Annotated in this window: 10 protein-coding genes and 2 tRNA genes; 9 read left to right on the top strand and 3 right to left on the bottom strand. The window is 65.4% G+C overall.

Annotated elements, in window-relative coordinates:
• Positions 1 to 5: 5 nt before the first annotated feature.
• Entirely contained in the window at positions 6 to 1,052 is a 1,047-nt protein-coding gene (locus AC5LXK_RS10290) for a porin (RefSeq protein WP_493388748.1), read from the bottom strand.
• Between the two features lie 301 nt (positions 1,053 to 1,353).
• Between AC5LXK_RS10290 and AC5LXK_RS10285 the strand changes: the two genes are divergently transcribed.
• Both AC5LXK_RS10285 and AC5LXK_RS10280 read left to right on the top strand, forming a co-directional pair.
• A complete protein-coding gene (locus tag AC5LXK_RS10285) occupies positions 1,354 to 2,499 on the top strand; it encodes a helix-turn-helix transcriptional regulator (RefSeq protein WP_493388747.1) in 1,146 nt (381 codons plus the stop codon).
• A 99-nt stretch (positions 2,500 to 2,598) separates the two neighbouring features.
• The gene (locus tag AC5LXK_RS10280) at positions 2,599 to 3,597 is read left to right on the top strand and encodes a 2-dehydropantoate 2-reductase (protein WP_493388746.1); all 999 of its coding nucleotides are present in this window, start codon (positions 2,599 to 2,601) and stop codon (positions 3,595 to 3,597) included.
• 195 nt (positions 3,598 to 3,792) lie between these two features.
• On the opposite strand, the gene AC5LXK_RS10275 is transcribed toward AC5LXK_RS10280, so the two are convergent.
• Both AC5LXK_RS10275 and AC5LXK_RS10270 read right to left on the bottom strand, forming a co-directional pair.
• The gene (locus AC5LXK_RS10275; protein WP_039367176.1) at positions 3,793 to 4,242 is read right to left on the bottom strand and encodes a MarR family winged helix-turn-helix transcriptional regulator; all 450 of its coding nucleotides are present in this window, start codon (positions 4,240 to 4,242) and stop codon (positions 3,793 to 3,795) included.
• 62 nt (positions 4,243 to 4,304) lie between these two features.
• The gene (locus AC5LXK_RS10270; protein WP_493388745.1) at positions 4,305 to 5,450 is read right to left on the bottom strand and encodes a glycerate kinase; all 1,146 of its coding nucleotides are present in this window, start codon (positions 5,448 to 5,450) and stop codon (positions 4,305 to 4,307) included.
• Between the two features lie 401 nt (positions 5,451 to 5,851).
• On the opposite strand from AC5LXK_RS10270, the gene tig reads away from it, so the two are divergent.
• The 7 genes from tig to AC5LXK_RS10235 all read left to right on the top strand — a co-directional run bounded on the left by tig (position 5,852) and on the right by AC5LXK_RS10235 (position 14,731).
• On the top strand, positions 5,852 to 7,198 hold the full coding sequence (gene tig, locus AC5LXK_RS10265) for a trigger factor (protein ID WP_493388744.1): 1,347 nt from the start codon (positions 5,852 to 5,854) through the stop codon (positions 7,196 to 7,198).
• Between the two features lie 140 nt (positions 7,199 to 7,338).
• Positions 7,339 to 7,992 (top strand): ATP-dependent Clp endopeptidase proteolytic subunit ClpP, encoded by a 654-nt coding sequence (gene clpP, locus AC5LXK_RS10260; protein ID WP_006496351.1) that lies wholly within the window; start codon positions 7,339 to 7,341, stop codon positions 7,990 to 7,992.
• 164 nt (positions 7,993 to 8,156) lie between these two features.
• Positions 8,157 to 9,428: an ATP-dependent Clp protease ATP-binding subunit ClpX gene (gene clpX / locus AC5LXK_RS10255; RefSeq protein WP_006489345.1), complete on the top strand. Its 1,272-nt coding sequence runs from the start codon at positions 8,157 to 8,159 to the stop codon at positions 9,426 to 9,428.
• Positions 9,429 to 9,625: 197 nt separating this feature from the next.
• Entirely contained in the window at positions 9,626 to 12,049 is a 2,424-nt protein-coding gene (gene lon / locus AC5LXK_RS10250) for an endopeptidase La (protein WP_493388743.1), read from the top strand.
• Between the two features lie 219 nt (positions 12,050 to 12,268).
• Positions 12,269 to 12,344 (top strand) — tRNA-Val (locus AC5LXK_RS10245).
• Positions 12,345 to 12,367: 23 nt separating this feature from the next.
• Positions 12,368 to 12,444: transfer RNA gene (locus AC5LXK_RS10240), tRNA-Asp, on the top strand.
• Between the two features lie 352 nt (positions 12,445 to 12,796).
• Positions 12,797 to 14,731: a SurA N-terminal domain-containing protein gene (locus AC5LXK_RS10235; protein WP_493388742.1), complete on the top strand. Its 1,935-nt coding sequence runs from the start codon at positions 12,797 to 12,799 to the stop codon at positions 14,729 to 14,731.
• Positions 14,732 to 14,786: the final 55 nt, after the last annotated feature.

The following is a 14,786-nucleotide window of genomic DNA, read 5'->3' as shown; positions in this document are numbered from 1 at the left end:
GGGAATCAGAACAGGTGGTACATGCCGACCATCGCGCCGAACTGCGACGCGCCGGCGAGCGGCGTCGGGTCGTATTCGTAGACGGTCTGCGAGCTCTGGCCGCTGTTGCGCGCATAGCCGAGGTTCACGTACGCGACGGTGCGTTTCGACAGCGCGTACGTGGTGCTCGCGATGAACAGCGTCGGGTGGCCGATCGCCGGCGTGCGCGAATCGGTGTGGTAGACGCCCGCGTTGAGGCCGATCCCGATGGGCGTCAGGTAGCGCGCGCCGCCCCAGACGATCGTGCGCGCCGGGTCGAGGTCGCCGGTGAGGCGCTCGACGCCCGCGTAGACGGTGAGCGGGAGCGAGGCGAACGCATAGCGCGCGGCGAGCGTGCCGAGTTCGCGGCGGCGCGCGGACGTGTCGGCGGCCGCCGACACGTCGCCGTGCGCCTGATGCAGCACCGCGCTGACCGACAGGCCGTTGCTCGTGTACTGGCCGCCGAGTTCGAGCACGCGTCCGGCGCGCGTATTGCCGGCGACGCCGGACGTCGCGGCGAGCGCCTCGACGTCGAAGCCGGCGAACGTCGGCGACTGGTACTTGACCGAGCTGTCGATGAAGTTCGCATTCATCGGCACGAGCACGCCCTGGCCGCTGTACGACGCGTACCAGAGCGGGTCGTAGAACAGCGTCTTGTCGAACAGCACGCTGAACTGGCGACCGAGCGTGACGGTGCCGACCGGCCCGGCGACGCCTACGTATGCGCCGCGGAAGAACGCATAGCCGGGCGCGGTCGCGGTGCCGTCGTTGACGTTGAGGCCCTGTTCGAGCTTGAACAGCGCATGCCAGCCGCCGCCGAGATCCTCGTTGCCCTTGATGCCGACCTGCGAAGGCAGGATGCCGTAGTTCTGCAGCTGCACGGCCGAGTGCCGGCCGTCGGCGCGCGTCAGGTATTGCACGCCGGCGTCGAGCGCGCCGTACAGCGTGAGGGCGGACTGCGCATGCGCGGCGGCGCTGCACGCGGCAAGCGTCGCGGCGGCCGCGGCCGTGCGGATGAAGCGGGGTGTCGTCACGTCGGGTTCTCCATACCGTCCTGCATCGGTTTGTCGTTGTGTTGTCGCGACGCAGTGTCCGCAGCGGGAAAACCTTCGAACAGTCGTCCAGATGAACGGTGCGGAAAACCCGCGGTGCGCGGCATGGAGACGGCGCGATGCCGCGGCGCGGCGTGCTGCGCAGCAGCAACGCGATGCGTACCGTTCAAATGGATGGGGCTGGCGAGCGTTCCGGCACCGTGGCCCGCCAAAAAAGCCGCTCGCTATAATCGGCCGGTGTCGTTGCGCACATCAGCAGCCCGATCGGGCAGGGGAGCGGAAGGTGAGGATCACGACGGATATCGGGCAGGATCTCGACGCGCTGCGTGACGTACCGGCCGCCATCGTGCTCGACGAATTCGCGTGGCCGCCGCTGGCATCCCGGCGTGCCGATTTCGACGGTGTCACGCGCGGTGATGCAGCGCAGCGCGAACTCGGGCTGATGCTGCTCGACCTGTACGCGGTGGCCGCGCAATCCGGCATCGGCGAATTCGAGTACCGGTTCTTTTCGCTGCTGCAGGCGCTTATTCCGTTCGATGCCGCGTGGACCGGCGTCGCGACCCATGCGCCGACCGGCCCCGTGATGCACAACAGCTTCCTGTATCACTTGCCTCACGCATTCTTCATCGACTGGAAGCGCGTGCGCGACTGCGACCCGCTCGCGCACCGCACGCTGCACGGCGCGCATGGCCGCGCGGTGCGGCTGACGGTCGTCGAGCCGGGGCTCGATGCACGGTTTCGCGACTGGTGCGTGAAATACGGGCTCGCGCAGCTGATGTGCGTGTGTACGCTCGATCGCCGTTTCGGCCTGACGACGTTCATGTCGATCTACCGCCAGGGCCTGAACCGGCCGTTCAGCGACGATGACGCGCGTCGTTTCGAGGAAGTGATTCCCCATCTCGCGGCGGCGCTGACGATCAATCGCGCCGCGCAGCTCACGCGCGAGCGCGCCGACACGGTTGCGCCGGCCGCGCGTGCGCTGTGCGACAACTTCGGCGTGCTCCACCATGCCGATCACGGTTTCGACGACGTGCTGCGCACCGAGTGGCCGGCCTGGGCCGGTGCGCGCGTGCCGGAGCCGCTCGTCGCGCACCTGCGGCGCCAGTCGGGCCAGCCGTTCGTCGGCGACGCGCTGCGCATCCGGTGCGTGCCGGTCGCCGGGCTGTTCCAGATCGAGGCGCGGGCACGCTCGCTGCTCGACCGGCTGAGCCCGCGCGAGCTCGCGGCGATCCGTTATTACGGCGCCGGACGTTCGCACAAGGAAGTCGCGCAGCAGATGGCGATTTCGCCGACGACCGTGCGTCACTACCTGCGCTGCGCGTACCGCAAGCTCGGCATGCACGACAAGAGCCAGATCGCCGGCGTGCTCGGCGCGACGGGCGGCGCGACCGACGACGAGGCGATGGAAGCCGGCGGCATGCCGCGCTGACGCGCACGAACGCAGGCGCGCGCTCGCTGCTGCCTGGATGGTTGTGCCCGCAACCATTGAGCGCTATGCTCGTCAACTCCCAGGAGACGGAATTCCATCATGAACGACACGAATTCAGGGTCGGTGCGCGCGGCGGTGGTCGGCGTCGGCGCGATCGGCGGATTGCTCGCGGCCGCGCTGTCGCGGGCCGGCATGGAGGTGAGCGCCTATGCGCGCGGCGCGACGCTCGATGCGCTGAACACGCACGGCGTGCGCGTGATCGACGAGGCCGACGCGACCTCGTCGGTGCCGGTGCGGGCGAGCGACGATGCGGCCGCGCTCGGTGTGCAGGACTACGTGGTGATCGCGCTGAAGGCGCAGGCGCTGCCGGCGCTGGCCGCGCGCATTGCGCCGCTGGTCGGGCCGGACACCGTGATCGTCGCGGCGATGAACGGGCTGCCGTGGTGGTTCACGCACGGGCTCGAGGGGCCGATCGACGGTGTGCCGCTCGATGCGGTCGATCCGGCCGGCGCGGTGTCGGCGGCGTTGCCGCCCGCGCAGGCGATCGGCTGCGTCGTGCACCTGTCGTCGAGCACCGACGCGCCGGGCGTCGTGCGCCGCGGGCGCGGCAACCGGCTGATCGTCGGCGCACCCGATCCGCGTCTCGCCACGGCCACCGCGCGGTTCGCCGCGGCGCTCGCGGCCGGCGGTTTCGACGTCGAATCGACGCCCGCGATCCGGACGGAAATCTGGACGAAGCTGTGGGGCAACATGAACATGAATCCGTTGAGCGCGCTGACGGGGTCGACGGCCGAGCAGTTGCTCGACGACCCGTTCACGCAGGATCTCGCGCTGCGGATGATGGAAGAGGCGGCTGCGATCGGCGCGAAGCTCGGCCTGTCCACGGGGATGAGCGGCCCCGAGCGGATCGCGGTCACGCGCAAGCTCGGCGCGTTCAGGACGTCGATGCTGCAGGATTTCGACGCGGGGCGCTCGCTCGAGATCGGTCCGATCATCGGCGTGTTCCCGGAACTCGGGCGCAAGCTCGGCGTGCCGACCCCGTACTGCGACGCGGTGCTCGGATTGTTGCGCCAGCGCGCGACGAATAGCGGACTGTAGCGATAGGGCGTGCGGGGCCGCTGAATCCGCGGTCGTGGGCGACGCGGCAACGCGCAATCTCCGCGATCCCGCCGCACGATGCAAAACAGGCCGCCCGGATCGCGCGTGACGCGACCCGGGCGGCCTGCCTGATTCATCGGATCAATGCGGTCCGCAGTGCTCGGCCGCCCGGCGATGCCGGGGCCGCGACACGGTTCAGTCGTCCCGCTCGGTCGCGTGTGCGACGACCTTGTCGAGCAGCCGCTCAAATGTCTGGCGTTCGCTGTCGGACAGGCACGCGAGCAAGCCGTCGTTCCACTTGCGCACGATCGGCATGATCTTGCGGTGCAGCGCGCGGCCATCGGCGGTCAGCGCGATCAGCACGATCCGGCCGTCCTCCTCGCTCGCGCTGCGCTCGAGCAGCCCCTGGCGCAGCAGCGCTTCGGCCGCGCGGCTTGCCTGGCTCTTGTCGAGATTGGTGTGGCGCGCGAGATCCATGATCGAGAACGGGCCGAACGCGCCGACGGCGGCGATCACGCGCGCCTCGGGCAGCGAGATGTCGAGCTTGTGCCGGTACACCTCGCCGATCCCGCGGTCGGAACGCTTCGTGAGCGCATGCAGGCGATAGGTCAGAAACTGATCGAGCCCGGCTTGACGGCCTTTCATGTCGAATCCTGAAGAAAAAGGGCGGGCCCGATTGTTCCTGTATCGCGCGCTCGGGTCAACGGTCAGTGTGCGCCGTACTTCAGGCGTGTCAACTGTTCTGCTTCGTTCGCGAGCAGATTGGCCGCGTCGCGGATCGCGACGTCGAGCGTGATCGGCCCGGGAGCCGGCGAGAAGCAGCCGGAGAAATGCTCGGACAGGCGCGGCAGCGCGGCCGAATCGACGGCGCCCGACAGCAGCGACGCGGGTACGCCGGCGGCCTGCGCGTGCCGGCACGCGATGAACGGCGCCTTGCCGTGCAGCGTCTGCACGTCGGAGCGGCCTTCGCCGGTGATCAGCCAGTCGGCGCCGGCGAGGGCGGCGTCGAGCCCGACCTGCCGCGCGACCACTTCGGCGCCGGCTTCGAATTGCGCGCCGAGCATGTGCAGCGCGAAACCGAGGCCGCCTGCCGCGCCCGCGCCCGGCAGGTCGCGGCTGCGGCGGTCGAGTGCGGCTTCGAGCAGGTCGGCGAAGCGGGCGAGGGCGGCGTCGAGGGTCGCAACCTGTGCGGGCGTCACGCCCTTTTGCGGACCGAACACGGCGGTCGCGCCGTGCGCGCCCGTCAGCGGGTTGTCGACGTCGGACATGCCGACGAATTCCGTTTCCTTCAGGCGCGGATCGAGCCCCGATGCGTCGATGCGCGCGATGTCGGCGAGCCGCGACGGTACGGGCTCGACCGGCTGGCCGCCTGCGTCGAAGCACTGCAGGCCGAGGCCCGCGAGCAGGCCGGCGCCGGCGTCGTTGGTGCTGCTGCCGCCGAGCGCGACGAAGAAGCGGCGCACGCCTTCGTCGAGCAGCGTGCGGATCGCCTCGCCCATCCCGCGCGTGCTGCGCGCGTCGACCGGCACGCTCATGCCGACCGGGTCGGTGATGCCGACAATTTCAGCCGTCTCGACGATCGCGGTGCGCGCGTCGATCACGCCGACCGCCGCGTCGCGTGCCGCGAGCGACGCGCCGGCCACCCGCAGCGTGCGCCGCGCGCCGCCGCCCGCCAGCATCGCATCGAGCGTGCCTTCGCCGCCGTCGGCCATCGGGCAGCAGCGCACGACGGCGTCGGGCCGGGCGCGGCGAATGCCGGTGGCGATCGCGTCCGCGACCTGCTCGGCGGAAAGCGAGCCTTTGAACGAATCGGGCGCGATGACGACGACAGGCGCGGACGGGTGTTGCGGCATGGTGTCTCCGGAAGGCGTGATTGGTGTGAAGAATGGCGCGGCCGTCAAGGCGGCTCACGCTCTGTCGGAGCTTACAGGATGGCGGGCCCGTGGTGGATACGGCGTTCGGCATAGCGGCGATCCGCGCGCATTTGCCGTGCGCGGGGCCGTCGACACGGCGGGGACGCACGCGTGTCGCGCTGATCTGGCGGTGCGAGGAAAATTGTTTGCTAGAATAGTCGATTCTTCCGGCCAAAGCCGTGCTCCGAGCCGCTTGCGCTAGCCATCCGGCGCGTGCAGGGATGGCGTGGCGCTCCGGCGCGGCGTGTGAAGGTGGCGCTTCATGTGACGCACTTCACGCCGCAGGCAGGCACGGCAAGGAAAACCCGATTCGCTCGAATAATTTTAGGACGATTGAAGCCATGGCTAACGTTGTTGAGAACCTCGGCAAGCTTGAACGCCGCGTGACGATTTCCCTGCCGAAAGACACCGTGCAGAAGGAAATTGACGCCCGTATCCAGAAACTCGCGAAGAACGTGCGCATGCCGGGTTTCCGCCCGGGCAAGGTGCCGCTCAAGATGGTCGCGCAACAATACGCGGGTCAGGTCGAAGCAGAAGTGCTGAGCGACAAGATCGGCCAGGAATTCTTCACGATCAGCCGCGCGGAAAACCTGCGCGTCGCCGGCCAGCCGAGCTTCGAGCCGAAGCAGGAACAGGCTGAGGACGCATACGCGTTCGACGCGACGTTCGAGGTCTACCCGGAAGTGAAGATCGGCGATCTGGCGACGGCTGAAGTCGAGCGCTCGACGACGTCGATCGGCGACGCCGAAATCGACCGCACGCTGGACATCCTGCGCAAGCAGCGCGTGCACTTCCACGCACGCGGCGAAGCCGGCGATCACGGCGACGGCGGCGCGGACACCGCAGCGAAGAACGGCGACCGCGTGACGGTCGACTTCGTCGGCAAGATCGACGACGTCGCGTTCCAGGGCGGCACGGCCGAAGATTTCCCGTTCGTGCTCGGCGAAGGCCGCATGCTGCCGGAATTCGAAACCGCGGCGCTCGGCCTGAAGGTCGGTGAAGCCCGTACGTTCGACCTGAAGTTCCCGGACGATTACCACGGTGCGGACGTCGCCGGCAAGACGGCGCAGTTCACGGTCACGATGAAGAAGATCGAATGGCCGCACATGCCGGAAATCGACGGCGAATTCGCGAAGTCGCTCGGCATCGAAGACGGCGACCTCACGAAGATGCGCGGCGAGATCAAGGAAAACCTCGAGCGCGAAGCGAAGCGTCGCACGCAGTCGATCGTCAAGAACCAGGTGATGGACGCGCTGCTGAAGATCTCCGAACTTGACGTGCCGAAGGCGCTGATCGAGCAGGATCAGCAACGCCTCGTCGAAATGGCTCGCCAGGATCTGGCGCAGCGCGGCGTGCCGAACGCGAAGGACGCACCGATCCCGGCCGAGATGTTCGCCGAGCAGGCAGAGCGCCGCGTGAAGCTGGGCCTCGTGCTGGCCGAGCTGGTGAAGTCGAACAGCCTCGAAGCGAAGCCGGAACAGATCCGCGCGGAAGTCGACGAGTTCGCGAAGAGCTACGAAGACCCGAAGGAAGTGGTCCGCTGGTATTATTCGAACCAGCAGCGCCTCGCCGAGATGGAAGCGTTCGTCGTTGAAAGCAACGTCGTCGATTTCGTGCTGGGCAAGGCGAAGGTGACGGACAAGGAAGTGAGCTTCGAGGCACTCGCGAGCGCATCGGCGCAAGCGTAAGTGTCGCTCTAGCGGCGTGCCGGCTGTCGGAGCGACGGCCTGCACGCCGTTTTTACGTCAAGCGCACGGTTGCCATTAATATGGCGATTGAGCGGGCGGCTTCCTTCCGTTCAATTTTCCATTCGAACAAGGTTCATTGAATGATCACTCGCGCTGAATTGCTGGACATGCTTGCTTCGAACGCGCCGCAGGGTTTCGAGGCGCAAGCGCTGGGGCTGGTGCCGATCGTCGTCGAAACGAGCGGCCGCGGCGAGCGTTCGTACGATATCTACTCGCGTCTCCTGAAGGAGCGCCTGGTGTTCATGGTCGGCGAAGTGAACGACCAGACCGCCAACCTCGTGGTCGCGCAATTGCTGTTCCTCGAGAGCGAGAATCCCGACAAGGACATCAGCCTCTACATCAACAGCCCGGGTGGCTCGGTGTCGGCCGGCATGGCGATCTACGACACGATGCAGTTCATCAAGCCGGACGTGTCGACCCTGTGCATGGGCCTCGCGGCCAGCATGGGCGCGTTCCTGCTCGCGTCGGGTGCGAAGGGCAAGCGCTTCGCGCTGCCGAATTCGCGCGTGATGATTCACCAGCCGCTCGGCGGCGCGCGCGGCCAGGCATCCGACATCGAGATCCAGGCACGCGAAATCCTCTACCTGAAGGAACGGTTGAACAACCTGCTCGCGCAGCACACGGGCCAGGACGTCGAGCGCATCGCGCGCGACACCGACCGTGATAACTTCATGTCGAGCGAGGATGCGAAGGCGTACGGGCTGATCGATCAGGTGCTGCTGAAGCGCCCCTGAACTTAAGTGGGGTGCCGCCCCGATTCACGCGGCGCCCCTGCGACGTCCCGAACGCCCTGGGCATCTGCGGCAAGCGCATCCGGCCGGCTCCGGTCGCGCCCTAGGCGCGGCGTTCGGAGCATTCGGCGTATCATGTCATTTACCTGTCCGGAGGCTCTACATTCATGGCGGACAAAAAAGGTTCGAACAGCGAGAAGCTGTTGTATTGCTCGTTTTGCGGGAAGAGCCAGCATGAGGTGAAAAAACTCATCGCGGGCCCGTCGGTATTCATCTGCGATGAATGTATCGACCTCTGCAACGAAATCATTCGCGACGAGGCGGCTGCCGCCGGCGTCGAGGCCAGCCTGTCCCGGTCGGATCTGCCGAGCCCGCAGGAAATTCGCGACATCCTCGATCAGTACGTGATCGGCCAGGAGCGCGCGAAGAAGATCCTCGCGGTGGCGGTGTACAACCACTACAAGCGCCTCAAGCACCTCGACAAGAAGGACGACGTCGAGCTGTCGAAGAGCAACATCCTGCTGATCGGCCCGACGGGCTCCGGCAAGACGCTGCTCGCGCAGACGCTCGCGCGGTTGCTGAACGTACCGTTCGTGATCGCCGATGCGACGACGCTGACCGAAGCCGGCTATGTCGGCGAGGACGTCGAGAACATCATCCAGAAGCTGTTGCAGAACTGCAACTACGAGGTCGACAAGGCCCAGCGCGGGATCGTCTACATCGACGAAATCGACAAGATCAGCCGCAAGTCGGACAACCCGTCGATCACGCGCGACGTGTCGGGCGAGGGTGTCCAGCAGGCGCTGCTGAAGCTCGTCGAGGGCACGATGGCGTCGGTGCCGCCGCAGGGCGGCCGCAAGCACCCGAACCAGGATTTCATCCAGGTCGACACGACCAACATCCTGTTCATCTGCGGCGGCGCGTTCGACGGTCTCGAAAAGGTGATCACCGATCGTACCGAGAAAACCGGCATCGGCTTCGGCGCGACGGTCAAGAGCAAGCAGGAACGCGACGCGGGCGAAGTGCTGCGCGAGACGGAACCGGAAGACCTGATCAAATTCGGTCTGATCCCCGAATTGATCGGCCGCCTGCCGGTGGTCGCGACGCTCGGCAAGCTCGATGAAGCCGCGCTGATGAAGATCCTGGTCGAGCCGAAGAATGCGCTCGTCAAGCAGTATCACAAGCTGTTCGCGATGGAGCGCGTCGAGCTGGAGATCCGGCCGGGCGCGTTGCAGGCAGTCGCCCGCAAGGCGATCCGCCGCAAGACCGGCGCGCGCGGTTTGCGTTCGATCATCGAACAGGCGTTGCTCGACGTGATGTACGAGCTGCCGACGATGAAAGGGGTCAGCAAGGTCATCATCGACGAGAACGTCATCGATGGGGACGGCAAGCCCTTGCTGATCTACGAGGACACGCCGAAGGTGGCGGGTTCGAACTGACCGGCTTGCCGACGATGTTCTGCGAAAAAGGCCGTTCATGAGACCGTGGGCGGCTTTTTTTCGTTTATCTTGTGGGTAACTCTGACTCGACACGCGGTGGTTACTTTCTTACCGAATATTTCCCGCACTTGAAGGCTTGCAATTCGTTGTGGCGGCCTCAATTACCGAACAATTGATTCCACTCATGGGGAAATGAAATGTCAGGCACCCAACTTCTCCCGCCGGAACGCATCACGCTCCCGCTGCTGCCGCTGCGGGACGTCGTCGTTTTCCCGCACATGGTGATTCCGCTCTTCGTGGGCCGGCCGAAATCGATCAAGGCCCTCGAAGCAGCGATGGAAGGCGGCAAGCACATCATGCTGGTCGCCCAGAAAACCGCGGCCAAGGACGAACCGACCGAAAAGGACATGTACGAGGTCGGCTGTATCGCCAACATCCTGCAGATGCTGAAGCTGCCGGACGGCACCGTGAAGGTGCTCGTCGAGGGCCTGCAGCGCGCGAAGGCGTTGTCGATCGAAGAACAGGAGACGCAGTTCTCCTGCGAAGTGATGCCGCTCGAGCCCGATCACGCCGACAGCGCTGAAACGGAAGCGCTGCGCCGTGCGATCGTGTCGCAGTTCGACCAGTACGTGAAGCTGAACAAGAAGATCCCGCCGGAGATCCTCACGTCGCTGTCGGGCATCGACGAAGCAGGCCGCCTCGCCGACATGATCGCCGAGCGCCTGCCGCTGAAGCTCGACCAGAAGCAGCACATCCTCGAGATGTTCCCGGTCATCGAGCGCCTCGAGCACCTGCTCGCGCAGCTCGAAGCCGAAATCGACATCCTGCAGGTCGAAAAGCGCATCCGTGGGCGCGTGAAGCGCCAGATGGAAAAGAGCCAGCGCGAGTACTACCTGAACGAACAGGTCAAGGCGATCCAGAAGGAACTGGGCGAAGGCGAAGAGGGTGCGGATCTCGAGGAACTCGAGAAGCGCATCAACGCCGCGCGCATGCCGAAGGAAGCCAAGAAGAAGGCAGACGCCGAGCTGAAGAAGCTGAAGCTGATGTCGCCGATGTCGGCGGAAGCGACCGTCGTGCGCAACTACATCGACACGCTGATCGGCTTGCCGTGGCGCAAGAAGAGCAAGGTCAACAACGACCTGTCGAACGCCGAGCAGGTGCTCGACGAGGATCACTTCGGCCTCGAGAAGGTCAAGGAACGGATTCTCGAGTATCTCGCGGTGCAACAGCGCGTGGACAAGGTCAAGGCGCCGATCCTGTGCCTCGTCGGGCCTCCGGGCGTCGGCAAGACCTCGCTCGGCCAGTCGATCGCTCGTGCAACGAACCGCAAGTTCGTCCGGATGGCGCTCGGCGGCGTGCGTGACGAAGCCGAGATCCGCGGCCACCGCCGCACGTACATCGGCTCGATGCCGGGCAAGATCCTGCAAAGCCTCGCGAAGGTCGGCGTGCGCAATCCGCTCTTCCTGCTCGACGAAGTCGACAAGATGGGCATGGATTTCCGCGGCGATCCGTCGTCGGCACTGCTCGAAGTGCTCGATCCGGAACAGAACCACACGTTCGCCGATCACTACATCGAGGTCGACTTCGACCTGTCGGACGTGATGTTCGTCGCGACGTCGAACTCGCTGAACATCCCGCCGCCGCTGCTCGACCGGATGGAAGTGATCCGTCTGTCGGGCTACACGGAAGACGAGAAGGTCAGCATTGCCCAGCGTTACCTGCTGCCGAAGCAGAAGAAGAACAACGGGCTGAAGGACGGCGAGATCGACGTCACCGAGCAGGCGATCCGCGACATCATCCGCTACTACACGCGTGAAGCCGGTGTGCGTTCGCTCGAGCGGGAAGTGTCGAAGATCTGCCGCAAGGTCGTGAAGATGCTGCTGCTGAAGAAGGCAACGGGCGCGATCAAGATCGACGGCGAGAACCTCGATACGTTCCTCGGCGTGCGCAAGTACGACTTCGGCCTCGCGGCGAAGGAAAACCAGGTCGGTCAGGTGACGGGCCTCGCGTGGACGGAAGTCGGCGGCGACCTGCTGACGATCGAAGCCGCGGTGATGCCGGGCAAGGGCAACGTGATCCGTACGGGTTCGCTCGGCGACGTGATGAAGGAGTCGGTCGAGGCTGCACGTTCGGTCGTGCGCTCGCGTTCGCGCCGTCTGGGCATCAAGGACGAAGCGTTCGAGAAGCAGGACATCCACATCCACGTGCCGGAAGGCGCGACGCCGAAGGACGGTCCGTCCGCCGGCGGTGCGATGACGACCGCGCTGGTGTCGGTGCTGACGGGTATCCCCGTGCGTGCCGATGTCGCGATGACGGGCGAAATCACGTTGCGTGGTGAAGTGCTGCCGATCGGCGGGCTGAAGGAAAAGCTGCTGGCGGCGCATCGCGGCGGTATCAAGCTCGTGCTGATCCCGGAAGAGAACGTGAAGGATCTCGCGGACATTCCGGACAACGTGAAGAACGCGATCGAGATCGTGCCGGTCCGCTGGATCGACAAGGTGCTGGAGCTCGCGCTCGAGCGCACACCGACTCCGTTGCCGCCGGAAGAAGAGGCGAAGGCAGCGTCGCCGGTGGGCGAGGCGGCGAAGGATGCCGGCTCGACGGAAGTCGTCAAGCACTGAGACCCTGAACACCGTCGTTGCTGACGGTTGTTCACGAAACCCGCGGCGTGTCCGCGGGTTTTTTTATGCGCATCGTGTGACGCGCATCGGAATCGCATGCGCGAACGTTGAAAAAAATTCGCACGCAGGCTTGGCAAAATGATCGGGGATGAATTAAACTTGCGGGCTCGCTGATTGTTGATGCGGAAACGCAGATCGCAGTCAGAACGAATCGGAAACGGGTGCTTAGCTCAGCTGGTAGAGCGGCGCCCTTACAAGGCGTAGGTCGGGGGTTCGAACCCCTCAGCACCCACCAGTTTCCCGATTCAGCCAGACCAAGGAGCGGTAGTTCAGTCGGTTAGAATACCGGCCTGTCACGCCGGGGGTCGCGGGTTCGAGTCCCGTCCGCTCCGCCAGAAAATGAAGAAGCCCGCCTCGTGCGGGCTTTTTCATTTGCATCGTCGATTGCGCTCGCTCGCGAGCGCGTGACTGCGGAGCGGAGGAAGCCGCCTGCGCGGCTTCCGGCGGGACGAGAAGGGCTGCGCGTGCGCGCGCAGCCGCGGCCTGCAGGATGTAGGCGAGTCCCGTCCGCTCCGCCAGAAAATGAAGAAGCCCGCCTCGTGCGGGCTTTTTCATTTGCATCGTCGATTGCGCTCGCTCGCGAGCGTGTGACTGCGGAGCGGAGGAAGCCGCCTGCACGTCTGCTTTTCTCCCGTCCCACCCCGTATGTTGTAATATCGGACGTTTTGTCCAATTTTCCCGTCACGCATGCTCGATTTCTTCCGTAATCACCAGCGCCTGATGATGGCGCTCCTGCTCCTGATCGTGTTGCCGGGGCTGGGTTTCGTCGGGATCCAAGGCTTCCGCGGCTTCTTCGACGACAGTGCGAACGTCGCGGCAGTCAATGGGCACAAGATCACGCGGGTCGAATTCGACGGCGCGTTCCGCCAGCAGATCGACCAGGCGCGCCAGGCGCTCGGCGGGCAGTTCGACATCAAGATGTTCGATACGCCCGAGCATCGCAAGCAGGTGCTCGACAGCTTGATCCAGCAACGCGTGCTGGCTGACGAGACGCAACGTCTGCACCTGACCGCATCCGACAACGCCGTGCGCGACGCGCTGATGAACAATCCGTTGGTCGCAGCAGCGAAGAAGCCCGATGGCACGATTGATGTCGAGCGTTATGCACAACTGCTGTCGTTCCAGGGGATGACGCCGGAGCAATTCCAGGAACGTGTCCGCTACAGTCTCGCACTGGATCAGATCCCCGCGAGCATCGTGTTGAGCGCGTTCACGCCGAAGAGCCTCGCGCAACGTTTGTCCGAACTCGCCGTACAGCAGCGTGAAGTGCAGGCGCTGGTGCTGAAGGCGAGCGACTATGCAGCGAAGGTCCAGCCGACCGACGCGCAGCTCGCCGCGTATTACGACGCGCACAAGCAGAGCTTCGCGACGCCGGAAACCGCGACGATCCAGTACCTCGTCTATTCGCCGGCCGCAGCGGCCGCAAGCGCGCAGCCGACCGACGCGGACATCAAGAAGTTCTACGACGACAACCCGACGCACTTCCGAACGGAAGCGCAGGTGCGCGTGAGCCACATCTTCATCGCTGCGGCGGGCAGCGCGAGCGCGGCCGACAAGGCGGCCGCGAAGACGAAGGCAGAACAGCTGCTCGCCGACGTGAAGGCGCATCCGGACCAGTTCGCGCAGATCGCGCAGAAGAACTCGCAGGATGCACCGTCGGCCGCGAAGGGCGGTGACCTCGGCTACATCACGCGTGGCTCGACGGCGGGCGGCAAGGCATTCGACGATGCCGCGTTCGCACTCAAGCAGGGCGACGTGAGCGATGTCGTGCAGTCGGATCTCGGCTTCCACATCCTGAAGGCGACCGAAGTGAAGCCGGCAATCGTCAAGCCGTTCGCGGAAGTGAAGGACCAGATCGCTGCCGAGTTGAAGCAGCAGTACGCAGCGAAGGCGTTCACGGACAATGCGGACGGTTTCACGTCGACCGTCTACGAAAAGGCGAAGACGCTGCAGCCGGCCGCGGACAAGTACAAGCTGACGCTCCAGACGGCCACCGTCACGCCGACGCCGAATCCGCAACTGCCGCCGACGAGCCCGCTGAACAATCCGAAGTTCCTGGCTGCCGTGTTCGCGAGCGATTCGGTGAAGAGCCAGAACAACACGCAGGCGATCGACGTCGGCAACAACACGTTGATCTCGGCGCGCGTGACCGACTACAAGCCGGCTACCGTGCCCGCGCTCGACGCGATCAAGGACGTCGTGCGCCAGAAGGTCATCGCCGAGCAGGCCGCGGAACTCGCGAAGAAGGACGGCGCGGCGAAGCTGGCCGCGCTGCAGAAGTCGAAGTCGACCGACGGGTTCGCGGCCGCGCAGAAGGTGTCGCGCGCGCAGTCGCAGGGCCTGACGCCGGATGCGCTCCGCGCCGTCTACAAGGTCGATGCGAAGACGCTGCCGGCCTACGTCGGCGTCGATCTTGGTGCGGACGGTTATGCGATCTACCGCGTGAACGCGATCATCCCGGGTTCTGCGGTCGATCCGCAGCAACTGGCGGCCGCCCAGCAGCAGATGGCACAAAATGAGGCGCGAAGCGAAGGCGAAGCGTATCTCGCCGCGCTGCGCGATCGCTCGAAGGTGAAGCTGTACGGCACGACGGCCAGCCAGCAGCAGGACGGCGACAACTGAGCATCGTTTCGTGCACAACCACAAAAAGCCCCGCTCGAAGCGGGGCTTTTTGTTT

This window comes from Burkholderia pulmonis (genome assembly GCF_984667975.1).
The sequence above is the reverse complement of the archived record's forward strand: the minus strand, read 5'-3'. Positions and strand labels throughout refer to the sequence as shown.